Origin of the sequence: Sorangium sp. So ce448, assembly GCF_051520915.1 — a bacterium.
Taxonomy (GTDB): domain Bacteria; phylum Myxococcota_A; class Polyangia; order Polyangiales; family Polyangiaceae; genus Sorangium; species Sorangium cellulosum_B.
Genome location: NZ_CP150343.1, coordinates 2,307,914 through 2,330,575 on the forward strand (window position 1 = coordinate 2,307,914; position 22,662 = coordinate 2,330,575).

A 22,662-nucleotide genomic window follows, 5' to 3' on the forward strand; every position below is an offset into this window, starting at 1 on the left:
GCCACCTGATGGCCCCAGACGGCGCGCAGGTTTCGTGTCGGATGGGGGGCGCCGGGCGCGTTCTCGCTTGTCTTTCGGGTGGCGATCGACATGCGATTGACAAGCTCGCGATGACCTGGGTGGGGGAGGCAACGGGCGCCGGGGCTCGGCCGGAGCGCCCGGCGAGCGTCCATCCGGCGGACGCGCGGGCGTCGAGGCTCGTCCGGCCGGAGCGCCCGGCGAGCGGTCCATCCGGAGGCCGACCGGGCGAGGCGGCCGCGCCGGGCGCGGCGTCGCTGGGCCGCGCGGCGCCGCGCCCGGCGTGCTAGCGGGTGCGCATGCGCGTTCCGGAGATCCCCGAAGAGATGGCGTCGCCCCTGCGCGCCGGCGACCCGCCGGCGCAGGTCGCAGGGCGCCCGCTGATCCGGAGGAGCGCGCGCGTCCCACGTTGGTGCGCGCGGCTCGCCGACCACGACGCGGCCTCGCTCGCGGAGCTGCTCCGCCGGGCCGGCGGCACGGCGTCGGCGGCGCGCTCGGTCGCCGGCAAGGTGGTGCGCCACGCCTTCGGCGCCGAACCGGGCGCGCCGGCGCCGGCGCCGGCCTGGGACGCGCGCGCGCTCGCCGCCCTGGGCGTCGGGGCCTGGGCGCACGAGGCGTTGCTCGCGCTCGATCCGGCGCCGTCGCTCGAGATCGCCGAGCGGGCGCCGGCGCAGGATGACACGCTCCGGCTCGTCCTGCGCGCCCACGACGGCGCGCTCATCGAGTCGGTGCTCATCCCCGGGCCCGCCCGCACCACGCTCTGCGTTTCGAGCCAGGTCGGCTGCGCCCGGGCCTGCGCGTTCTGCGAGACGGGGCGCCTCGGGCTCGAGCGCCAGCTCGCCGCCGGAGAGATCGTCGATCAGGTCCGGATCGCTCGGGCGCTCGCGGCTGAGCGCGGCGGCGCGCCCCTCAGGAACCTCGTCTTCATGGGGATGGGGGAGCCGTTCGATAACCTCGGCGAGGTGCTGAAGGCCATCCGGCTGCTCACCGATCCGCGGGCCTTCCGGTTCGCGCCGTCGCACGTCACCGTGAGCACCGTCGGGGTGGCGGACAAGATCGAGCCGTTCTTCCGCGACGCGCGGGCGGAGCTCGCCGTCAGCCTCAACGCCCCGGACGACGCCCGCAGGCAGGCGATCATGCCCGTGAACGCGCGCTTCTCGATGGCGGCGCTGAAGGAGGCGATCGCGCAGGCGCTGCCGCGGGGGCGGCGCGTGCTCTTCGAGTACGTGCTCTTCGATCGATTCAACGACGCCCCGGAAGACGCGGATCTGCTCGCGGCCTACGTCGCCGGGCTCCGGTGCAGGGTGAACGTCATCCCCTGCAACCCCGGCCCGGATCCGGCGCTGCGCCCGCCGTCGGCCGCGCGGCTCGACGCCTTCGTGGCGCGGCTGTCCGGCCATGGCGTGACGACGCTGGTGCGACGGCCGCGGGGGCGCGACGTGGGCGGCGCCTGCGGTCAGCTCGCGGGGATGGCCCGCGTCAGGCAGCCAGAGCCAGCGTGAGGGCGGCGCCGCGGGCGAGCGGGGCCCCGACGCGGAGCGCCCCGTGGCCCGCCGCGAATGCACGGGCGATCTTCCCCGAACGCTGGTTCATCCCGGCGAGCACCGCGCGCTTGCCCGTCTCGCCGGTGTGCCCGAGCGTCGCGAGCAGGGAGAGCAGGTCGGTCCAGACCCGGTCGCGCCAGCGCCTCAGCAGGGACATCACGACGCTCGAGACAGCGCGCTCCACGTCCCGGCTGAAGGTCGCGACACGGGCGAGCGGGCAGCCATAACGAGCGCGCAGGATCGCGAAGATCTCCGGCATCGCCGCCGCGAGAATTTCATTCACAAGGTCGTGGTCGTGACGGTAGCGGTCGAGAAGCCGGGCGTCCTGCGCCGCGCCGTGCTGGACGATGTTCCGGTAGAGCCCGAGGGCCAGGTCGTAGTTGATGTGCGCGTTGATGCCGAGCAGCCCGTGCACCGCCGCCGCCGCCCCGCCCGCGCTGGCGCACTGGAACGCGACGTCCCACGCCTCGACGCCCGTCGACCGCCCGTCGAGCGACGCCGCGAGCGCCGTCAGGTAGTACTCGCAGAAGATCCCCGCCAGGCGCGAGATCCACGCCGGCTCGAGGAACCGGCCGTCCGAGCCCTCGACCGCCTCTTTCACGCGGCGCGTGATCACGGCGTAGACGTCGGGGAACACCGCCCTTGGGTCGTTCCTCTCGCGCAGCCGCGCGGCGACCGTCTCCAGCGCGATCAGCGCCTCGGAGACGGTCGCCGGCGTCATCGTCACGCCCTGCAGGACGGGATGACGCGCGGTGGATACCGCGGGACGGGACGCAGCCAATGACCGCGTCTGCTTGCTCCTCATCGCCAGGGGTTGATCCGAAGTAAGGGTGTTCATGGCTGCGCTGAGCGAGCGAATTCAAGGATCGTGCCCGTATGTCCGGTCCGCAGTCGTACACAGCCACAGGATGTACGAGCGCACGCAGCGCGGAGCTCGAGCGCGCGATCGGTGTCCGCACGCTCGTTCGCCTGCTCTCCCTTCACGTCGGATTTCCCGCGAATACAGCGGAGCGCGCTCGCCCGTCGGCCCGGGGCGAGCGGGTGAGGTCTCGGTGGCGCCACGCGGCTATCGGCGGCGGGAACGTCGAGCGGCGGACGCGTCAGCGCCGTACCGGGCCGCGGTGACAGCGCAGGCCGGCGCACCAAAGTGCCCCATGAGGCAGATTGTTACGCGCAGACGGATCTCCTTCAGGCAAAACAAGGGATCCCCCGACGCCGCACGCACCTGGGTGGCCTGGGTGCGGCGGTGTGTGCTGGATCGCGCGGGCGTTTTCGGGTTTCGGCCGGCCGGGTGATGCGCCGTATCCTGGCGCGGAGCGCTCCGCGCCTGCGCGCAGCCCTCGACGCCGCCTGGCGGTCGACGCCGCCTGGCGGCGGCGAGGGCGGTTGCGCTCCTCCGCGGATGCCCCTGCCGAGCACCATGAGCTTCCTCAAGATCGTCTGTTCCGAGCCCAGAAACGACCTCGCCTCCTTCCTCCAGTCGCTGCCGATCGAGCCGGCAAAGCCGGCCATCGCGCTCGTGATGGGCACCGCGGATCTCGCCTATCCGCTCGTGGCCGCGCGGACCTTCCTCGCGTCGGCGAGGGAGGTGGGCGCGTCGCACCTCCTCTGGGTGGCGCCGTACTTCCCTCCCTCGAGCCGGGTGGGGCAGCAGATCCGCGACGCCGAGGCGTCCGTGCGCGCCTCCGGCCAGGCGGTGACCACGGTCTGGCACGGACCTCTGCTGAGCGCGCTCAACCTCTGGCGCGAGGACATCCGGCTCCGTCGCACGCTGCCGCTGCCGCTCGGCGGCGGCGCGTTGCCCTGGGTGGCGCCCGCGGACGTGGCACGCAGGGCGATCCGCGCGCTCGAGCAGCCCGGCGCGCCGGCGCCCGTCGTCTGCGGCCCCGCCGCGTGCTCGGGCGCCGAGGTGGCGGCCGCGCTCTCCCGCGGCCTCCGCGCCGGCCTGATGAGCGAGCGCTTCGCCTGGCGCCGGTTCGAGGAGATCGATCGCGACCACGACCGCAAGCTCAGCGAGGATGAGCTCCTGCCGTACCTCACCGGCCTCGGGATGCGGGCCGACGAGGCGAAGGCGCTGCTCCTGGCCGCGGACACGACAGGGGACGGGACCGTCGACTTCGAGGAGTTCACCGCCGGGCTGCGGGGGCGGCTCGACAACCTGGTCCAGCAGCTGCTGCGCGAGGACCCGTTCGAGCTCCGGTACGTGGACACGCCGGCCGATCGGGCCGCGGCGGCGCTCGTCCAGGCGGGCCTGCGGAAGGCGGCGGCCGAGGCGCTGATCGAGGGCTGGGCGAGCCTGGCCAGGGAGGGGATCCCCGCGGACGTCCGCGGGTCCGACGAGGCCTGGCTCGAGCTGCCGCCCGCGAGCGTCGACGCCTGGGCCGAGCGGCACGCGCTCGATTTCGTCAACGTCCACCTCCTGCCCGGGCAGGGGCTGCTCTCCCGGCGCGAGGGGGTCGTCGAGAGCGGCGCCGCGATGGGCGCCCTGGCCGGCAAGGAGGCCGCGATCTCGAAGATCGTCGACAGCGGCGGCCGCATCCTGTCGCTCTCCCGCGCGCTCGACGGGAGCGGCGTCTCGGCGCGGTGGCTCGACGCGCCCATGGAGAGCCTCCGGTGGGTGCCGTGCGGGGATCGCGACAAGCGCCGCGCGCTGCTCCTGTCGAGCGGGCAGCTCACGGGGCTGCACGTCGAGGGGGAATGGAACGATCTCCCCTCGGCGATGCGGCTGCTCATGGCGCGCGGCCCGCTGCCCGGCTGGCAGCTCACGACGTTCCGGGAGCTCGGTGAGCTGAAGATCGACCAGCCCGCGGCGCTGTTCGAGCCGAACGAGGTCGTGTGCAACTGCGCCGGGCTCAAGCGCGGGCAGATCACGAGCCTCATCGAGGCCGGGTGCGCGACGCCCGCCGAGCTGTCGGAGCGGACGCGGGCGGGCCAGATCTGCGGCGGCTGCGCCCCCGCGGTCGCCGAGATGTTCGGTGGATCGAGCCTGCAGCAGGCCGAGGTGAAGGCCGCGCGGGAGCTCTCCCCCGGGATCTTCCAGATCACGCTCTCGCCGGTCGGCGGCGCGCCGGCGGCGTCGGTGCCCGGGCAGCACGTCCTCGTGCAGGGGTACCTCGATCGGCGCTGGGTGGCGCGCGCGTACACGCTCTCGGCGCCGGCGCGCGCCGGCGGCGACTACGAGATCACGGTGAAGCGCGAGGAGCTCGGGGTGTTCTCGCGGTGGCTGTGCGAGCGCGCCGCGGCCTCGCTGCTGCGGGCGTCGGCGCCGAAGGGCAGCTTCGTCCTTCCGGCGCCGCCGGTGGAGCGGGTGGTGTTCCTCGCGGGCGGGATCGGCGTCACGCCGGCGATGGCGATGCTGCGGGCGCTCGACGGCACGGCCGGCCGCCCCGACGCGCGGGCCTTCCTCCTCGACTGGTCGGCGTCGCGCGCCGCGGATTTCGCCTATTTCGAGGAGGATCTGCGGGCGATCGCCGGTCGTACGCCCGGCGTCGCGTTTCGCCTGCGCGCGACGAAGGCGGAGGGGCGGCTGTCCAGGGAGCAGGTGGCCGAGCTGTATCCTTACCGGCCGGGATCGCTGGCGCTCGTGTGCGGTCCCGATGCCTTCATGCGCGACGCGCAGGAGCACCTGCGCGCGGTGGGCTGGCCGCCGGACGCCATCCAGCGGGAGCTGTTCAGCTCGAACGTCGACACCGCCGGCGAGGTCCGCCCGACGCCGCTCCGGCGCGCCGGCGCGGCGCGGGCGGCTGGCGGCGTGTGTCCGGTCGAGCACGGGTCGTTTCACGTGACCCCCACCGCGCCCGAGGCGGTGCCGACCGAGGCCGAGGCGTTCCTGCGCCAGTGCTACGCGGAGCTCGGGGTGCCCTCGGCGGCGGACGAGCGCTGGCAGGAGGTGCGGGCGAGCCTGGAGAAGCACGGGACGTACACGCACTTGCCCGACGAGCTCGCCTATGGCGCCCGGCTCGCGTGGCGCAACAGCTCGCGCTGCATCGGGCGCTTCTTCTGGTCGACGCTCCACGTGCGCGACCTGCGCCACCTGAAGACGGAGGAGGAGATCTTCCAGGCGCTTGTCGAGCACCTCGATCTGGCGACCAACGGGGGCGACGTCCGGGCGACCATGACGGTGTTCAGGCCGGGTGAGCCGCGGATCCGCATCTGGAACGGCCAGCTGGTCCGCTATGCGGGCTACCGGCTCCCGGAGGGCGGCGTCCTCGGCGATCCGGGGAACGTGGAGCTGACGGACCAGGCGCTCGCGCTGGGCTGGCCGGGCGGGGAGCGGACGCGCTTCGATCTGCTGCCGCTGATCATCCAGATCGGCGACGGCCGGCCGAAGTGGTTCGAGCTGCCGCGGGAGAAGGTGCTCGAGGTGCCGATCGAGCACCCGCGGTATGCGTGGTTCGCCGAGCTCGGGCTGAAGTGGCACGCGCTGCCGGCGGTCTCCAACCTGGCCCTCGATCTCGGCGGGATCCAGTACACGGCGGCGCCGTTCAACGGCTTTTACATGGGCACCGAGATCGGCGCGCGCAACCTGAGCGACGTGACGCGGTACGACCAGCTGCCGCTCATCGCGGATCGCCTCGGGCTGGACCGGACGCGCAGCGACACGCTCTGGCAGGACGCCGCGCTGGTCGAGCTGAACGTCGCGGTGCTGCACTCGTTCCGGCAGGCCAAGGTGCGGATGATGGACCACCACACGCTCTCGGAGTACTTCAAGAAGTTCGAGCAGCAGGAGCGGCAGTGCGAGCGCCCGGTGTATGCGGACTGGACGTGGATCGTCCCGCCGATGTCGGCGTCGACCATGGCGGTGTTCCACACCAACATGGAGAACAAGATCCTGAAGCCGAACTACCTGTATCAGGACGATCCGTGGAAGCCGTCGAAGGACTAGGGTGGGGAAGGCGCCCTGCTCCGGCGGCTGCGCGCGTCAGCGGCCGCGGCCGCAGCGGAGCCGGCCGTTGTCGTTCTCGATGTCTCCTCTGCACCTCCTCCAGTCCACCATCCGTGTATTGTGGAAGTGGCCCCTCCGATCCTCGCAGCGGGCGAACAGCGTGCCTCGCTCCGTCCGGACGTTCCTGCACGTCTGGAGATACGAGCCGCGTGGCGGACGACCCCTGTCCTGGGCTTGCGCCACATCACTGCTGGACAGCACGGCGGACAGCGAGAGCGCGCCGAGGATCAGCGCGCCGAGCGTATTCTTCATGGTTCCCCCCTTGGCACACCGCCCCGCAGAGCGATGCAGTTGAGGGTTTTCTAGGGCGCGCGCTCCGGAGGCGCAATCCTGCTGGAACTGGGGACTCGGGCCAGCGCGTGGGCCGTCGAGCCGCAGAGACACGGCAGGAGAGGAGCGGAGAGCCGGAGCGCTGGTCTTTCTGTTCTCTCGAAGTGCTGATTCTCTGTGTCGCCATGGATCGAGACGCTCTGCGTCTTCCAGCGAATATCGGCCTACTCCTGCTCTGGCTCGCGGGCAACGCACGCAGATGGCGCGTCTATCGCGCTGGCATGTGATATGGGGAGGTGGCTAGAAGGGGCACGGAATGACGACATCGCGCAGATCCTGATCGGAGCCTGGCCTCCGCTCGCAGCTCATGGTGCTCATCGAAGCTGGGGGTCACCGGTCCGGCCGCGGTGTGCTGCCGCGGCCGTTCCGGTGCTGAGGTGCGCCCGCGGCGGCGCTCAGCGCAGGGCCTGCTCTGCGCTGGACGCCGCGAGCGCCTGACCGAGCCACCTCTCCAGGGTCGCGAGGTCGGTGCACGCCTCGATGCGCGCCGCATCCTCCGCGGTGAGCGCGAACTGCCGGTGCGCGAGCACGCGGCGTAGGGCCGCGCGCGCCTCGTCGAGGCGACCTTCGTCGACCAGACGCTGCTTCATCTTGGGATTGGCCGTGAGCAGGACTTCCAGGATGCGGTCCTGGCGCGCGTCGATCTCGGGATCGCCGGTCCTGGCGAACCGCCACAGGAGCTCCTCACGGGCTGTCGTCGACATGGGCAGGTACTGTAGCATGGACAGCACCCACTCAAGCGGCCGGCGCGGCGCCACCCAGCGGGCGAACTCGTCGAGCGGCTGCCCCGAACGGGCGACAAGGAACGGCACCAGCTCGTCCCGCAGCGGGAGCTCGTTCGCCGCCACCCACACGAAGCAGCGCCCCAGCGGCTCCACCGCGTAGCAGCCAGGAGCGAAGCGAACCGGATGGCGCGCCTGCCTCAGCCACTCCGGAACGTGCGGCGCCGCCAGCCAGAGCGGCGTTTCACCCGGCCAGGACGGAGCCCGCTCCTCGACCCGCTGCACCTGCCTGGCCTGCCGCCGAAGCAGGGCCCGCTCCACCGCGCTCATGTCCAGATGGTCCCCCGCGAGCTTCAGCTCCACCACGATTTCCTCGTACGCCTGCGCCGCCGGCCACGGGGGCGGCAGCCGTGCGAGGAGCCCCGGGCGGCGAATCGCGAGCAGGCCGTCGGTCTGTACCTTCTCCAGCCGTATCTCGGGCGGATCTTGCCACATCACAGCTCCAGCCGTGACCCGCTCTGTCTCTTCGGCAAACGTCCGCTTCGCAAACAGGTCCGGCTGACCCATCGTGTTGCGGGAGGTAGCAGACCGGGAGCGCTGCAGCCAATGTCGCGTGCAGGCGGCAACCTCACCGATCGCCCTCCGAGCACGACCACCGCAATGCCGCCGCTTGAAGCACGATGAAAGGTGCAATTCTCGAACTGAAACCGAGCTGTCTCCGTAAGCACCTGGCAGGTACGTTGCAGCCGGGATCTCGCCGTCAATGGCCTCGCGGATGCGCTGAGAGCATGGCTACGACGGCAAGATCGATTTCGAGAAGGAGACGAATCACCCCGCCTCCTCGGCCATCCTCGGCAAGACGTACTGGGAAGGCGGCATGCCGGAGCAGGTATGGATCGGGTACAAGCAGCTCGTCTACGACCTGCCGAACGGCGATGTGAAGCAGGAGCTCTGGATCGACGAGACCGACGGCGCGAGCGGAGGCACGTGGGTGAAGATCCACGAGCACGTCGACAAGGGGACCGACTTCGGCGTGGGAGGCGAGCCCTGTCGGCCGGGCATCGATCCCGCAATGAAGCTCACGCGGGAGCCGACCCGGGAGGGCTCGGAGACCGGCAAGCCCAACATCAGCGTCTATTTCCGGAGCGACGGGGTGGGCTCCGACGGGCTCCTGTACAAGAAGGGCAGCGTCCGCGAGATCGTGCCCTGACGGCGCCCGCGCACGAGCGGACGAGGGAGAGCGTGTGCGACCGGTTCCCTCGGGAGCGCCGGGGTGGCTAGGATATGCTCGGCGGCGGATGCCCAGCTCGTCGCCGAATCCCTCCGGAGCCCCGCTCGGGCAGGGCGCCCGCCTCGGTCCCTTCCGGCTCGTCCGGCAGCTCGGCAGCGGTGGGTTCGCGCCGGTCTGGCTCGCCGAGGAGATCTACGAAGGCAGGAAGCTCCGCGACGTCGCCATCAAGCTCTTCTTCGTACCCGAGCAGCTCGCGGGCTCCCCCGACGCGACGGCCGCCTGGCGAGACACGGTTCTCGACGAGGCGCAGGCGCTCTGCCGGGTCGAGCACCCGAACGTGGTGCGGTTCTATTCGTTCCAGCGCGACGACGCCCTCGGCGTGGTCGGCCTGGTGATGGAGTATGTGGCCGGCACGAGCCTCGATGAGCTGTCTCGCGAGGCAGGCCGCCTCCCCGAGCGCGTCGTCCTCGAAGCGGCGTCCGCCGTCGCCTGGGCGCTCTCCGCTGTGCACACCGCCGGGCTCGTCCATCGGGACGTCAAGCCCGCCAACGTCGTCCGCGGCTCGGGCGTCTACAAGCTGATCGATTTCGGGATCTCCGGGGGAAACGCGCGGAGCTGGGTCGAGCGGGGGCTCGCCGCCCCCACCGGGCCGCCGCCCACCGTGGCGGTCGACGGATACTCCGGCACGGTGCTGGCCGAGGAGCCGGCGGGCGCGACCATGACCTTGAGCGTGCCCGCGGTCGCCGGCCCCGTCCGGGAGCTGGGCTCCGTGCTCGCGGGCACACCCGGCTACATCGCGCCAGAGTGTGCCGTCGGCCAGTCCGCCACGCCCGCCAGCGATCTCTACGCGCTCGGCGTCCTGATCTTCCGCCTGAGGACCGGCAGCCTCCCCGCCGAGATCGAGCAGCGCAGCGGGGATCCCGCGCACTGGCTCCTCGTGCCGCGGCGACCGGCTCCCCCGCTCGAGGCGCTCGTGCCCGATCCGACGACGGCGACCGGCCTCCTCTCTGGCCTCACGGCGACGCTGGTCGCCCTGGATCCTCAGAGCCGCCCCCGGCACGCCGATCAGGTCGCGCGCGAGCTCGATCGCATCCTCGCCGCGCTCGATCCGGAGCTCGCCCCGCCAGGGAGCAAGGAAGGGTCGCAGCCGCCACTTCGCGGGTCCGACCGGTTCTCGCGGCCGCCGCCCGAGGACCGCCCCGCGCGGCCGTCGCCGGAGAATCGCCCCGCGCGTCCGCCGCCGGAGGACCGTCCCGTGCGGCCCCCGCCCGACGGCCGGCCGCCGATCCTCGGGCGGCGAGCCGAGCTCGACGCGATCGCGCGCGCCGCGCAGGCCGCGCAGGAGGGCCGCGTGCGCGGGATCGTGGTGGGCGGCCACCAGGGGATCGGTCGCAGCCGGCTGCTCGATGCGGCGGTCGAGCGCACCGGATGGGACCTGCGCCACGTCGTCCGGCTCCGGTGCCTGCCCGAGAGGCGGAGCCCGTTCTATCCGCTGCGCCGCGCCGCCGAGGAGCTCGGCGAGAGCGATCTCCCCGAGCTCCGCGCCCTCCCCGCGGCGCTGGAGCGGGCGCTGTCTCCGGCGCTGCTCCCCTCCGCGGACGAGGTCGCGCACACGGTCGAGGCCATCGAGGACGCGCTGCTGCGGGCGAGCGCCCGCGAGCCGCTGCTGCTCCTCGTCGACGATCTGCAGTGGGCAGACGCGGCGACGCTGGAGCTGATCAAGCTGCTCCTGCGGCGCGCCGCCGCGGAGGGGCAGGGCCGGCTGCTCGTGATGGCGGCCGCGCGCAGCGAGCCGAGCCGGCCGGCGCCCCTGCGCGCCCTGCTGGGCGAGGTGCGCGCGCGGGTGTGTCCCGGGGTGACCTACCTCGGCCTCGCGCCGCTCGACCCCGAGGCCGCCGCCGAGCTCGCGCAGGCGGTGGGCCGCGGCCTGCATCCGGAGGCCACGCAGGGCGGGGCCGCGGCGCTTGTTGCCCCGCTTGCCCCGCTCGCGCCCGCGCTGGAGCGGGCCGTTGTCGCGACGTCCGGAGGCGTGCCCTTCTACATCGTGCACGCGCTCATGGCGTGGCACGAGAGCGGCGCCCTGGCGCTCCGCGACGGGACCCTCTGCGCCGCGGACGACCGGGCCCTGCGGGGAGAGGTCCCCGGCGTGGCCGATCTGCTCGAGGCCCGGGTGGCCTCGTTCGCTGCCGACAGCGCCGCCGAGCGCAGCGCCCTGCGGACCCTCGCCGCGGTGGCGCTCTGCGGCGGCGGGCTCGGCGTCGACGTGCTCCTGCGCGTCGTGGGGGACGACGAGCGCGCCGAGGCGGCGCTCGAGGCGCTCGGCGGGTCGGGCGTGCTGACGGCCTCCGGCGACGCGCAGGAGTACAGCTTCCCGCAGGAGATGCTGCGGCAGGCGGCGCTCCACCTGACGCAGCGGCGGCCGTGGTTCCAGCGGCTGCACCGGGCGCTGCTCGACGCGCTCGCGGAGGGCGCGCAGGGGCGCGTGGACGCGGGGCTGCTCGGCGCGGGCTACGAGCGGCTCGGCGCCGTGGCCGAGGCGCGCCGCTGGCTCGGCCGCGCGATGGCCGAGGCGGCCGCCGCGGGGCTCTTCGAGGAGGCGGCGGCGTTCGCGGATCGGCTGGCCGCGCTCGCGGCGGATCCCGAGGCGCGCGCCGGCCTCGAGATCGACGCGGTCCGGGCGCTCATCCAGGGGCGGAAGCTCGAGGAGGCGAGCCGGCGGCTCGCGCGCCTCCCGGAGCACGCCGTCGTGGCGCGCGGCGGGCCGCTCGACGTGCGCCGGCGCATCCACCGGCTCGAGGTGGCGCGCGGGCTCAGCGAGGCGGGGGCCGACGATCCGGGGCTGCTCGCCGACGCGGACGCGCTCGGCGAGGCCGCGCTCCGCTGCGAGGCGCGGATGGCGCTCGCGGGGGTCGCCGCCGGGGCGGGGGTCGCCGCGGATCGCGCGATGGAGCTCGCGGGCGAGGCGGTGGAGCTCGCGGCGGGCGCGGGCCCCGCGGCCGAGCTCGCGGCCCGCGTGCTCCGGTGCGAGCTGAACTACGCGCAGAACCGCCGCGATCACGAGCTGCTGGAGCGCGATCTCCAGCGCGCGCTCGCCATCGCGGCGCCGCTGGCCTCGGCGTGGCACAGGGTCCACATCGGGGGCGATCTCGCGGTGCTCGAGGCCGAGCTCGGGCGGACCGGCGTGGCGATCGACCGGCTGCGCAGGCTCGTCGCCGAGGCCGAGCAGCAGGGGATGCGGGGCCAGCTCCGGCTGCTCCTGCAGAACCTCTCGGCCTTCCTGATGCGCGAGGGGCGCGCCGCCGAGGCGGCGGAGGTCGCGCGGCGGACCGCGGAGCTCGCGGCGCAGGACGGCGACCCCGCGCTCCGCGCGGCGGCGCTCTCGCTCCTGGCGGCGGCGCTCACGCGGGCGGGCCGCCCCGCCGCCGCGCTGGAGAGCGCGGATCAGGCCGAGCAGCTCCAGCGGGCGCGGGGGGACCGATACCACGCGCTGACGCTGCTCCGGCGCGCCGAGATCCACTGGGAGCTGGAGCGGGTGGGGGAGGCCCTCGAGGACGCGGTGGAGGCCCGGCGCGTGGCCGAGGAGCACGGCGACGACAGCATCGCCGCCGGCGCGCGCCTCTGGGCGGCGCTGCGCCGCGCGCAGCTCGGCAAGCTCGAGGCGGAGCGCCGGCGGCTCGTCGGGGAGGTGCGCGCGTCGAGCCCGCGCGTCATCGGCCTCCTGCGGGGCCTGCTGCCGGAGATGGCGGCGTGGCTCGACGGGGGGTGATCATGCACAGGCTCGTGCCATCGAAGCACAGCGCCTTGGCTCTCTTCCGCGTCCGACCGATGAAGACGAAGACATCACCCGAGAGCCGCGTCTTCTGCGTCGCGGCCCGGTGGCTCCTGACGGTGTGACGGTTCAGACGAGCTGAGCGAGGATGGCGTCCGCATAGGCGCGGGCGCCGCGGGCGTTCGGGTGCCCCACCGAAGCGCGCTCCCACAAGAAGCGAGTATGGAGGGGCACGCCGAATCGGTCGCAGAGGCCGCGCCGGACGGCGACGAGCGGGTCCTGGGGCACGAGCCGATCGTCGAGGCCGAACAACCAGGGGTCGGCTGTCTGGATGGCGTGCTGCGGCGGAATGGAGGGCAGCGCCAGCGACGCGCGCCTGCCGGGCAGTGCGTTGAACGCCTCGACCTGCTCGCGCAGGACGTGCTCCGCTGTCTCCGCGAACACCCGGGACAGCCCCACGAGCTTCGCGCGCAGCGGCTCGATCAGCAGATCGCCGAGGCTCACCTGCGGCCCGATCGCCCTGACGCGCTCCACCCCGCTGGAGAGGATGGCTGCCGGGCCGACCTCGGCCGCGAGCAGCTCGCGCTTGTTCTCGAGCAGCGTCGCCGCCGCGAAGACGGCCGTCGCGGACGCGGAGACGTTGTATTCTGGACGCCACCACTCCTCGAAATGCGTGAGCAGCCCCGCGGCGTAGCGTATCAGGGCCGCCACGTCGCTGTGCTCGGTGACGATCTGGTAATAGCCCGTGAGCACGATCCGGCTCGAAGGGAAGGCTGCGTGTACGTGCTCAAGGAGGCACCGGACGCGGTCGCCCATGGACCGGGTGCGTTCCTTGAGGGCGCGGCGCGACTTGAAGGGCAGCACGATGTTGGTCACGTTCACGTCGTTGATGCCCGCGTCGAGGAGCACCACGTCCGGCGGGGTCGCCGCGAGCTCCAGCGCAGCGCGGTCGACTTGATTGAGCGTGTAGGGGACCTCGCGCGGTATCTCGCCGAGCTCCTCTCGCTCCGCCGGCTCCGGGCAGGGCACCTGCACATTCCGGAGGTCGGCCGAGGGAACGCCGTCCATTGGGCCGAGGCGCCTCGGGATCGGGAGGATGATGTCGATGTCGCCCTCCCCGTCGTTCCAGACGTCCGCGCCGCTATGCGCGAAGCTTCGCACCTCCACCGAGGGAGTCCCCGGCCGATCGCTCAGCACCGCCGCCACCCGCGCGGCGATCTTCTCCTCGGGGCGAAGCCCCTGCCCCCAGAGGATCGAGTCTCCAATGACCGCGATTCGCATGCGGACCTCCGTTCTACTCGACGTGCCTGATTGGGTATCGGACCACCGCCGGGGCGTCGCGTCAAACGCGTACGGGGTCGTCGTCGAGCAGGTCGGCCCCCGGGAGCGCGGCCCAGGTCGAGCGAGCGACGCGCGCGACCCTCGCGGCGCGACGGGTACCAAGCGGGCCAGGGGCCCGGGGGCGGCCCGCTGGAGCGAGGCGAGGAGGGGTCGACGGCCAGCTCCTTGTGGCTGTCGCGGCGGAGCTCGCCGCGTGAGGCGCCGATGCTACTTGCGGATGCCACGGATCTTCTCGGGCGACACGGTCCGCCATCACCTCGAAAGTGCCCGGGTGCAACGCGAGGAGATCGTCGCGACCCCACCGAGCGCCGAGCACGAGGCACCGACTCCTGATCAGGCCCTCGAGCGCGAGGAGCGGCGCCTTGCCTTCCTCGAGGCGCTGCACCAGCTACCCGCGCACGAGGGCGACGTGATCGTTGCCCACGACATCTTCGAGATGTTGATTGAGGACGTGGCCGAGCAGCAAGACGCGCCGGTCAGCACGGCTTCCAGGTGGCGCTCCCGCGGGATCGATGCACTGATCAGGGCGCTGCGGCCGCGGCGAGGGTGAGCGACGGGCGGACCTGAACGCCTTGCCCCGCTGCCCGCCCACGGGCAGGCTTCCGTCATGGAGCTGCCCGAGACGGCGTACTTCGCGCTCGCCCCGGACTGGATCTGCGAGGTCCTGAGCGCCTCCACCGAGGACGTCGACCGCGACGAGAAGATGCCGATCTATGCGCGCGAGGGCGTGCGGTACGCGTGGCTGGTCGACCCCATCCAGCGGACGCTGGAGGTGTACGTGCTCGGCGCGGATCGCCGCTGGGGGCCCGCGGTCGTCCACCGCGACACCGCCCGCGTCCGCGTCGAGCCATTCGACGCCGTCGAGCTCGATCTCTCGGTGCTCTGGGCGAGGTGACCGCGGAAGGCGTAGGAGCGGGCGCGCGTCAGCCGCCCGACTCGATCCAGCAGCCGTTCGCCTGCCCTCCCCACGCGCCCGAGAGGTGGAACTTGTCCGGCGGGTAGATGCCACCCGGGGGGCGCCCCGCGACGGTGATGCGGCGTTCGTGGTCATAACAATACGAGCCGCTCAGGTAAAGATAGCGATCCTTACCGCCGTTGATCGTCGTATTGAGCGTGACCTGGGTTCCACTCACGGTCTGCCAGCTTCCGCCGACGCGCCTTTCCATCTTCACCGACAGGTCGTCGTTGCCGTCGCCCTGGCTGACGAAGCACGCCCCCGCGACGATGCGCGAGTATTTGCCCAGGTAGCCGCTCGCCGTCCAGCTCGGCAACGACGTGGTCATGCTCGGGAGGTGCTCGGAATCGTCCACGCCGCCGAACGAGACCGCCGCATTGTCGAAGTAGCTCTGCCACGACGCCGCTGCGCAGTTCCCGGCGGTCACCTCCGGCCCCGCGTCGTAGACCACGGAGAGCATCCGTGTCCCGCCGGCGATCGAGACGTGCTGTTCGAAGAGCCGCGGCGCGACGTCGGCCGAGGCGTCGGCGCTCAGCAGAACCTCGAGCGGCGTGATCTCGGTCCCGTCCTCGTGGACGAGCGGCATGAGCCTGTCGTCCTCGGGCGAAGAGACGACGAGGACGCCGATCTGGGGCGCCGCGCTGCTCGGATCCTCGTCGATCAGCGATACCGTCCCGACGCGCGGCACCACGAATCGATTCAGCACCTTGCTCTCGATCCTGTCGATGGCCCGAGCGGGCTGGTCGCCGGCGCTCTCCTCGGGCGTCTCCCGTCCGAAACCATGCGAGGCCTGGCTCGCGGACGCCTCCTCCGAGACCTGCCCCGCGTCGCCCGCCTCGACCGCGCAGCCTGCCGCGAGCAGCGTGGCTGCGACGAAAACACCCGGAACGCGCCTATCGTTCAACATACTCGCCTCCATTTCTGGTGAGGTCCCCTGCGCATTCCGGGCAGTGCATTGGCCGTACCTGTGCGCGCACGGCGCGGATCGCCCGGATTTCAGCCCATCAGGAGCGAGCGACGTGGGCGACGTGGAACAACGTCGTGACGCTGTCACGCAGGCGCGACGCCGGGTGTCATGCCCGTGCGACAGGGGCCCGCCTGCGGCGCTCGCGGCCGTCGTGGTCTACGCGGACGGCGCGGAGCTCCGGCACGACGTCGTGATGTTGCCCTTCCTGTCCGGAGCCGACCCGGCCGCGCTGAAGGAGCTCGCCGCGTTCGGTGAAGCGTCTCATGCCGCGAGAGGACCGAGGGGAGGTGCTCCGGCCGGCGTGCGCGTTCGAGCGCTTCGAGCCGGGGTATCCGCAGGTCGAGAACCCGCGTGTAAAGGAAGAAGAGCGCGCACAGCGCTTGGTTCTGCGTGGATGCCGCGGCGTGCGACTGCAAGCTCGTCAACGAAAGCCGTGTCCTCTTCCGCGCCCATCTGCCATGGGTGCTTGTCGCTGTGGAAGCGGATGAATTGCCGGAGCCAGTGGACGATTGCCTCTTCGGTGCGCGGAGAGCAATGCAGGCGTCGTAGGGTGGCGCGTACGGCTTCGATGAAGGGCATGTGGATGGTCCTGCGTGCGCAGGGCCGGTTCGTCGGACCCGCGCTGGCCCTCATCGGCACTCGGCGAGCTCTGCCCGATGACGCTGACAGGCGTAAGCAACGGCTCCGCGAAGCCAGGCGTCCGCGCCGCTTGCGCACGGGGTGGATTCTGCTGCGGGTCGTGCGCCGGGCCGTGCGCCGGGCCGTGCGGCCCGCGGGCGTGGAGCTGCTTCGCCCGTGTAGCCGGCAGAGCTTGAGGCGACGGCGGAGGGATGGCATGCTCTTCGTGTCGACGTCGAACGGAGAACATCATGGAAAGGCGAACCCTCGAACAGCTTGAGGCGGCGCTCGATGCCGTCAGCAGAGATCTCTCCCCACGCGTCGAGGAGCTCGCTCGGAAGAGCACCGAAGGCGCGCTCACCCCGGAGGAGCAAAGGGAGTACGCAGAGATCGTCCGCTTGAACGACAGGCTCAGCCTCCTCAAGCTCGAGGCCGAGGAGTTCTGGACGATGCGCGCGGCTTCGTGAAGCTCTCGAACGATGTGCGGGAGACGGTACAGCGGCGCGCCCAGGGCGCGTGTGAGTACTGCCGGATTCCTCAAGAAGCTTCAATCCTCCCCCATCAGGTCGATCACATCATCGGGAGGCAGCATCGTGGCTCCGACGATGTTGCCAATCTGTGTCTCTGCTGCATCCATTGTAATCTGAAGAAGGGGCCTAACATCGCCTCCATTGATCCAACGACTGGGATCCTCGTGGCACTGTATCATCCCAGGCATCAATCTTGGCGCGAGCACTTCGCGGTCGCGATTGAGGGTACGATTCAAGCGTTGACGGCCGAGGGGCGCGCCACAGTCCAGCTCCTGGACATGAATGGTGAGGACCGAGTTCGCCTGCGTGCGTTGCTCTTGCGCCGAAACCGATACCCGTGAGTCGGCGCGTCGGCGCGCTCACCACGAGAAGCGCAACGTGATCTCATCCGCGTCTGGCTCGTCGAACGACCAGCCCGTCTGGATCGCGTCGACCTGCTTGCCGGTCACCTGCTCCAGCGCGCGGCCGGCGAAACCGGCGCACAGCGGTCCGAGGTGCTCGAACCCTGCGACCTCGGTCACGAGCAGCGTCACCTCGTTCCGCTCGAGCTGCGAGCAATCGACCCGCAGCGCCCCGCCCACCATATCCTGCGCCCAGAAGTCGGGGAACTTCCGGAGGAAGAGCCGAGCGCTCATCCCCCTGAGAAGCAGCTTCATCAAGGTGTTCGCTTCCTTCTCGAAGACCGTCCGGCCGCACCTTACGACGTCCAGGTAGCTCTGCGATGGCTCGTTGTGGACCTGGACGATGCCGCGCAGCACCTCGACGTAGTAAGCGCGAGGGTACCACGCCGCGCTGGACATGGTGGCCAGCGCCCTCCTGAGGTCCTGAGAGAGCCCGTGACGAACCGGGCGGACCCCAGCCTCGTCACACAGCACGTCCGAGTAGGCTGCTGCATTGAGTATCAGAGAGCCCCGGGTCATCGGTTCTTGCATACATGCGCTCTCGTGGAAGATCTCGCTGACACGGCAGAAGAAGAGAGCGACGGGTCGCCTCCGTCAAGGCGGCTTGAGCGCGTAGGTAGAAGGAAGCCAGATCGCAGCGCGAGGAAGTGTGGCGCGGCACACCGAAGTGGCGGGCCTCGCCGAGCGTGGAGAAAGTCCTCGGCAAGATCGAGGCGGAGCGCCGGCGGCTCGTCGAGGAGGTGCGCGCGTCGAGCCCGCGCGTCATCGGCCTGTTGCGAGGCCTACTGCCGGAGATGGCGGCGTGGCTCGACGGGGGATGATCACCTCACGGCTTGGGGGCCGTCGTGCCCGGGTTGTAGTGCACGATGATGCCGCGGTCCTTGTTGCACTTCTGGACCTTCTCGTCCCACACGCAGCCCTCTGGGCACGGCTGCACGCTGGGATCGCCCGTGGGGCAGATCTCGGCCTCGCCCTCTTTCGCGGCGGGCTGCTCGGGCGCCTGCGCGCCTCCGCAGGCAGAGAGCATCCAGGTCAGGACGGGGAGCACCAGAACGATCGCCGATCGACGCATGCAGACCTCCACGAGCCCGCGATGGGTGGGCTCCGGCGTCGACGTCTACCAATTCCCAGCCCTGCGGGGCCAGCGCTTCCGCGCGGCCAGGACGAGCGCCGCGGCGAGCGCGGCGAGCGCGGGCGGAGCGCTCGGGCCGCCCTCGCCGGCCGCGCAGGCGCACCCGCGCGGGCTCGTCGCCACGCGCGGGAAGGCCGGCGCGACCTGCCTGCCGTCGAGCGCGGCGCCCTCGCCGGAGGTGATGAAGCCGGCCCACGCGTGCGGGTGCGGGCGCTCACGCCGGATCTGGAGCTGCGCCGACCGCAGCGCCTCGCTGCGCCCTCCGCCGCGCGCGAGCGCCGCGTAGTACGACGTCATGAGATCCCGCGTCGCCATGTCGCCGACCTTCCACAGGCTCATCACCTGCGTCTCCGCCCCGGCGAGGAGCAGCGCGCGGCGCAGCCCGTAGACCCCGTCGCCGCGCGGCACCTCGCCGAGGCCGGTCTCGCAAGCCGAGAGCACCACGAGCTGGGTCCCGTGGAGGTCCAGCGAGGAGATCTCGAGCGCGGTCAGGATGCCGTCGTCCTCGTCCGAGCTGCTCCGCCGCGCGTTGGCCCCTGCCAGCGCCAGCCCCGAGCGAAGGAGCGGGTTTTCGCTCCAGGCGGGGCCTTCGATCGCGGCGCCGCGGGTGCTCGCCGGATCGGCCGGAGAGCCCTGGTCCGGGAGGAAGAAGCCGTGCGTCGCGATGTGCAGCACGCGCGGCCGCTGCGCCCGCTTGATGGCCTCCTCGGTGGCCGACGGGCCGGTCAGCACCGTGGCGCTGGCCAGCGCGCTCCGCACCGCCTCCGCCTCGCGCTCCGTGCCCGGCAGGGGCGGGAAGCGCGCACCGGCCAGCTCGGCGGAGCGCAGGCCGCGCGTGGCGTCGTCGTCCGGCGCGAGCTCCGAGAGGCTGCCGAACGCGGGATCGGCGACGACCAGCACGCTTCCACGCGGCGCTCCGGCCTGCGGCGCCGCGGCGCGCAGCAGATCTCGCCCGCTGGTCAGGTAGGTGAACGAGGCGCGCTCGATGAGATAGCCGCCCTCCTCGTCGACGAGCGCGGCGAACGGCACGAGGTTCAGCGCGCCGTCCGGGCTGAGGAGGACCCAGCGCGCGGGGCCGAGGGCGCCCCGGATCGGCTGCATCACGAGCGCGTCGAGGCGGCGCGCGCTCTCCCGGGGGTCTCGCTCCGGGTTCGAGAGGTCCCGCGAGAGCTCCGCGGCCGCCGCGTCGATGGCGTCGGCGTCGCCGAGATCCACCCCCGTTACGTCCCCGCGCCGCCCGACGACATAGGCCGCGTAGCGAGGCTTGCCCCACGTGGGCCTCACCGGCGGCCCGAACGGGTCGTGGGGCCGGTACTGGACGATCTCGACGAGCGCCGCCCCGTCCGGGATCGCCGCCTGCACGCCCTCGACGGTGATCGGCGGCTCCTTCGCGTCCGCCGGGCGCGCGGCGCGCGTCCGCGCGGCGAGCTGGAACTCGAGCCCCTGGCGCTCGGCCTCGAGCTGCTGCACCTCGCGCTGGTGCTCCTCGGCGGGGAGGTCGATCGGGCCGCGCGTGATCGCGGTGGACAGCCTCGCGTCGAGCTGCGTGAGGGCGCCGAGGAGCGCCCGGCCCTCGGCGTCGAGGCTCCGCCGCAGCGACGCGAAGCTCTCGGCGATGGCGTCGAGCGCGAGCCCCTTGCGCCGGAGGATCGACCGCAGGGCGAGCCGCGCCGCGGCCTGGTCGCGCGGGGCACCCTGGAGGTGCAGCGAGAGGGTCGCGTCGGTGTCGCGCTGGACGAGGCCCATGTACAGGCGCTTCTGCCGCTCGGAGCCCCTCGCCAGGTTGGCCCGGGCGCTCCGGTCCTGGAGGCCGGCGGCCCGCTCGCGCGTCCGCACGGCGACGGCGGTCCGGCCCTGCGCGACGTACAGGTTCGCGAGGTGCCCGAGCGCGCGGACGATGGCCGGGTGATCCGGCGCGAAGACCCGCTCGCGGATCACCAGCGCCTGGAGGAGCAGCGCCTCCGCCCCGGGATCGCCTTTGCGGGTGAAGAGCACGCCGAGCTCCTCCAGCAGATCGGCGCGCACCGCGCTCTGCGCCGGCAGCGCGGGCTCGAGCCGCGGGCGCAGCGCGAGGAGGCGCCGCTCGGCCTCCTCGACCTGCCCGCGCCGCAAGGAGAGCTGCGCGGCGCGCAGATCCGGGATCGCGTAGGCCCACCCCGAGCCGCCGGTGGCCTCCCTGAGGATCACGCGCAGCCTGTCGAGCGCCTCCGCAAAGGAGCGCAGCGCGCGTCGCTCCAGGTACAGCCGCGCGAGCGAGTCGACGGCGTAGAACTCGCCCCAGCCCTGGAGGAGCGGCTGCGCTCGCTTCAGGAGCTCCTCGGCGCTCTGGAGGTCCCCGAGGTCCAGGTAGACGTTGCCGAGCCGGGCATAGAGCATCCCCTCGTCGTTGAAGGAGGGCTGCTCGCGCGTCAGCCCCCGCACCAGCAGCGCCTCGGCGCGCGCGTAGTCGCCGTAGCCGAGGTAGAAATGCGCGAGCTCGCTGTCGAGCCCGGAGGTGCCCTCCAGCAGCGCAAAGTACCTGTCGGCGAGGGCGGCGCCCTCGGCCAGATCGTCTCTCTCGACGGCCGCTCTCCAGCGCGCGTGGGCCGCGGCGAGGTCCTCGCTCGCCTGGTCGGCGGGGCTCGGCTGCGCCGCGATCGGCGCGGGCCGGGCCGCCGAGACGAGCGCCGCCACGGCGAGCGAGAGGAGCCCGGCGCGGCGGCGGGCGCCGCGCGCGGGGCGGAGGGGCGGCATCGCGGAGCAGGGGGATGCTTTGCTGCGCATCAGCCACTCGATCAGGCCCGCCGCGGGGCGCGGCGAGCCGCTGGAACGGCGTCGCGGCCGCCTCGCGCGGCCGCGGCGCAGCTCACTTCGCCTCGACCTTCACGTTGGCGTTCGCCTTGAAGCTCGCCTTCCCGCCCGCGCCGCCGCCGCTGTCGTCCGCGGGCACGGCCGCCTTCAGCTCGAACGACGGCGGGGTGTTGGGATCGCACTCCGGCGGCGGCCCGAACCCGTCGGCGTTGAACTTCCACGCGAGCGACCCCGAGGCCGACGGATCCTTCCGGATCGCCTTGATCTCCACCTCGTGCTCCCCCGCGCGCGCCGGCGTGCAGTACGAGAGCAGGTAGAAGCGCTTCATGTGCGCCTCGATCTTCGCCGCGATCTTGTCGAACGACTCCTTGACCTTCGCCTGGTCCGCCGCGAGCTCCGTCCCGTCGCGCCCGATCTCGTCGAGGCGCGCCTTCTCGATCTCGGCGCCGACGCCGACGACGAAGATCTGGTAGTTCTCGTACTCTTCCTTCTTGAGCTCGTTCAGCATGTCCTCGCGGCTCACGCGGTTCGCGCGATCGGTGCCGTCCGAGAAGACGACGAGCGTGCCGAACTTGAGGGGACGACGGTCCTTGTCGAGCTGCTTCTTGAGCTCCCGGATGCCCTCCACCACGCCGCCGTGGAGGTTCGTCGACGTGTCCTTCGGCTTGTAGCTCCGGAGCCCCTCGAGCCCGCCCTCGACCGAGCCCTGCGCCTCGGTGAACGGCACCACCGAGTGGATTTTTACCTCGCCGTCGAACGCGTAGACGCCGACCTTCTGGCTCTTGCCCACCCGATCGCTGAACGACTGCGCGGCGTCGACGAGGGCGTCGGCCTGACCCGACTCGGTGATGCTGCCGCTCATGTCGACGAGCAGCATCGTGTACATGACCGCCGCGACCTCGGGGTTCTGGATGGTCTGCTTGCTCTCGAACTTCGAGACGATCTCGCCGTCCTCGTAGATCTCGAAGTCCTCGGCCGTGAGGCCGCCCACCGGCTCGTCCTCGCCGGCATCGACGCTGAAGAACACCCAGACGTTGTTCGGCTTCTTCTGGGCGGAGTTGATCCGGGTCACCCGCAGCCCGCCGCCGCACGCCACGCTCGACAGAGCGAACAGGGCGGCGAGCAGGATCCGGAACGCTGGAGAACAAAGGAGGATTTTCACGCGCGCGATTAGCGCGCATCGGACGCCGCGATGTCAATTCGCTGCCGCAGGCGGCCCCTCCCCGCGGCCGCCCCGCCGGGCGGGCACGGCCGCGCGGCCGCGCCGGCGGGGGAGGGCGGCACCCCACACCCCGAGGCGCCGGCCGCGCCGCGCGCGGCGGCCCTGCGTGGCCTCGCCAGGCGCGCGGCCCGCGCGGTCGCCTCGCCG

Annotated in this window: 18 protein-coding genes and 1 pseudogene; 9 read left to right on the plus strand and 10 right to left on the minus strand. The window is 72.4% G+C overall.

The genetic code is table 11. From position 1 onward, the window contains the following. Positions 1 to 317 precede the first annotated feature (317 nt). Positions 318 to 1,520 (plus strand): 23S rRNA (adenine(2503)-C(2))-methyltransferase RlmN, encoded by a 1,203-nt coding sequence (gene rlmN, locus WMF45_RS08860; RefSeq protein ID WP_437716504.1) that lies wholly within the window; start codon positions 318 to 320, stop codon positions 1,518 to 1,520. On the opposite strand, the gene WMF45_RS08865 is transcribed toward rlmN, so the two are convergent. Next, a complete protein-coding gene (locus WMF45_RS08865) occupies positions 1,498 to 2,283 on the minus strand; it encodes a DUF5995 family protein (protein WP_437716505.1) in 786 nt (261 codons plus the stop codon). The genes rlmN and WMF45_RS08865 overlap by 23 nt on opposite strands. 699 nt (positions 2,284 to 2,982) lie before the next feature. Here WMF45_RS08865 and WMF45_RS08870 point away from each other — a divergent pair. After that, the gene (locus tag WMF45_RS08870; protein ID WP_437716506.1) at positions 2,983 to 6,447 is read left to right on the plus strand and encodes a nitric oxide synthase oxygenase; all 3,465 of its coding nucleotides are present in this window, start codon (positions 2,983 to 2,985) and stop codon (positions 6,445 to 6,447) included. 36 nt (positions 6,448 to 6,483) lie between these two features. On the opposite strand, the gene WMF45_RS08875 is transcribed toward WMF45_RS08870, so the two are convergent. Both WMF45_RS08875 and WMF45_RS08880 read right to left on the minus strand, forming a co-directional pair. Further along, positions 6,484 to 6,759 (minus strand): hypothetical protein, encoded by a 276-nt coding sequence (locus WMF45_RS08875; RefSeq protein WP_437716507.1) that lies wholly within the window; start codon positions 6,757 to 6,759, stop codon positions 6,484 to 6,486. Between the two features lie 473 nt (positions 6,760 to 7,232). Further along, positions 7,233 to 8,054 carry a hypothetical protein gene (locus tag WMF45_RS08880; RefSeq protein ID WP_437716508.1) on the minus strand — a complete coding sequence of 274 codons (822 nt, stop codon included), beginning with the start codon at positions 8,052 to 8,054 and terminating at the stop codon, positions 7,233 to 7,235. A 382-nt stretch (positions 8,055 to 8,436) separates the two neighbouring features. On the opposite strand from WMF45_RS08880, the gene WMF45_RS08885 reads away from it, so the two are divergent. Beyond that, positions 8,437 to 8,769 carry a hypothetical protein gene (locus tag WMF45_RS08885; RefSeq protein WP_437716509.1) on the plus strand — a complete coding sequence of 111 codons (333 nt, stop codon included), beginning with the start codon at positions 8,437 to 8,439 and terminating at the stop codon, positions 8,767 to 8,769. Between the two features lie 88 nt (positions 8,770 to 8,857). After that, positions 8,858 to 12,556, plus strand: a complete 3,699-nt coding sequence (locus WMF45_RS08890) for a serine/threonine-protein kinase (protein ID WP_437716510.1) — start codon at positions 8,858 to 8,860, stop codon at positions 12,554 to 12,556. A gap of 132 nt (positions 12,557 to 12,688) precedes the next feature. Here WMF45_RS08890 and WMF45_RS08895 read toward each other — a convergent pair whose 3' ends face one another. Next, positions 12,689 to 13,840, minus strand: coding sequence for a hypothetical protein (locus WMF45_RS08895; RefSeq protein ID WP_437716511.1), 1,152 nt, complete (start codon positions 13,838 to 13,840; stop codon positions 12,689 to 12,691). Between the two features lie 277 nt (positions 13,841 to 14,117). Here WMF45_RS08895 and WMF45_RS08900 point away from each other — a divergent pair, with 277 nt between their 5' ends. Beyond that, the gene (locus WMF45_RS08900; protein ID WP_437716512.1) at positions 14,118 to 14,450 is read left to right on the plus strand and encodes an RNA polymerase sigma factor; all 333 of its coding nucleotides are present in this window, start codon (positions 14,118 to 14,120) and stop codon (positions 14,448 to 14,450) included. Between the two features lie 60 nt (positions 14,451 to 14,510). After that, positions 14,511 to 14,795: pseudogene (locus WMF45_RS08905) on the plus strand (Uma2 family endonuclease); the annotation flags it as partial. A gap of 28 nt (positions 14,796 to 14,823) precedes the next feature. On the opposite strand, the gene WMF45_RS08910 reads toward WMF45_RS08905, so the two are convergent. Together WMF45_RS08910 and WMF45_RS08915 are read right to left on the minus strand one after the other, a co-directional pair. Beyond that, positions 14,824 to 15,762 carry a hypothetical protein gene (locus WMF45_RS08910; RefSeq protein WP_437716513.1) on the minus strand — a complete coding sequence of 313 codons (939 nt, stop codon included), beginning with the start codon at positions 15,760 to 15,762 and terminating at the stop codon, positions 14,824 to 14,826. Between the two features lie 321 nt (positions 15,763 to 16,083). Further along, positions 16,084 to 16,659, minus strand: coding sequence for a site-specific integrase (locus tag WMF45_RS08915; protein WP_437716514.1), 576 nt, complete (start codon positions 16,657 to 16,659; stop codon positions 16,084 to 16,086). Positions 16,660 to 16,691: 32 nt separating this feature from the next. Here WMF45_RS08915 and WMF45_RS08920 point away from each other — a divergent pair, with 32 nt between their 5' ends. Both WMF45_RS08920 and WMF45_RS08925 read left to right on the plus strand, forming a co-directional pair. Further along, positions 16,692 to 16,907 carry a hypothetical protein gene (locus WMF45_RS08920; RefSeq protein ID WP_437280616.1) on the plus strand — a complete coding sequence of 72 codons (216 nt, stop codon included), beginning with the start codon at positions 16,692 to 16,694 and terminating at the stop codon, positions 16,905 to 16,907. 14 nt (positions 16,908 to 16,921) lie between these two features. Beyond that, on the plus strand, positions 16,922 to 17,311 hold the full coding sequence (locus WMF45_RS08925; protein ID WP_437719513.1) for an HNH endonuclease: 390 nt from the start codon (positions 16,922 to 16,924) through the stop codon (positions 17,309 to 17,311). An 18-nt stretch (positions 17,312 to 17,329) separates the two neighbouring features. Here the strand turns inward: WMF45_RS08925 and WMF45_RS08930 are convergent, their stop codons facing one another. Further along, positions 17,330 to 17,770, minus strand: a complete 441-nt coding sequence (locus WMF45_RS08930) for a hypothetical protein (protein ID WP_437716515.1) — start codon at positions 17,768 to 17,770, stop codon at positions 17,330 to 17,332. 287 nt (positions 17,771 to 18,057) lie between these two features. Between WMF45_RS08930 and WMF45_RS08935 the strand changes: the two genes are divergently transcribed. Beyond that, positions 18,058 to 18,192 carry a hypothetical protein gene (locus tag WMF45_RS08935; protein WP_437716516.1) on the plus strand — a complete coding sequence of 45 codons (135 nt, stop codon included), beginning with the start codon at positions 18,058 to 18,060 and terminating at the stop codon, positions 18,190 to 18,192. A gap of 5 nt (positions 18,193 to 18,197) precedes the next feature. Here the strand turns inward: WMF45_RS08935 and WMF45_RS08940 are convergent, their stop codons facing one another. The 3 genes from WMF45_RS08940 to WMF45_RS08950 all read right to left on the minus strand — a co-directional run bounded on the left by WMF45_RS08940 (position 18,198) and on the right by WMF45_RS08950 (position 22,455). Continuing rightward, entirely contained in the window at positions 18,198 to 18,443 is a 246-nt protein-coding gene (locus WMF45_RS08940) for a hypothetical protein (RefSeq protein WP_437716517.1), read from the minus strand. A 45-nt stretch (positions 18,444 to 18,488) separates the two neighbouring features. Next, the gene (locus tag WMF45_RS08945) at positions 18,489 to 21,266 is read right to left on the minus strand and encodes a CHAT domain-containing protein (protein WP_437716518.1); all 2,778 of its coding nucleotides are present in this window, start codon (positions 21,264 to 21,266) and stop codon (positions 18,489 to 18,491) included. An 82-nt stretch (positions 21,267 to 21,348) separates the two neighbouring features. Next, on the minus strand, positions 21,349 to 22,455 hold the full coding sequence (locus WMF45_RS08950) for a VWA domain-containing protein (RefSeq protein WP_437716519.1): 1,107 nt from the start codon (positions 22,453 to 22,455) through the stop codon (positions 21,349 to 21,351). Positions 22,456 to 22,662 lie beyond the last annotated feature (207 nt).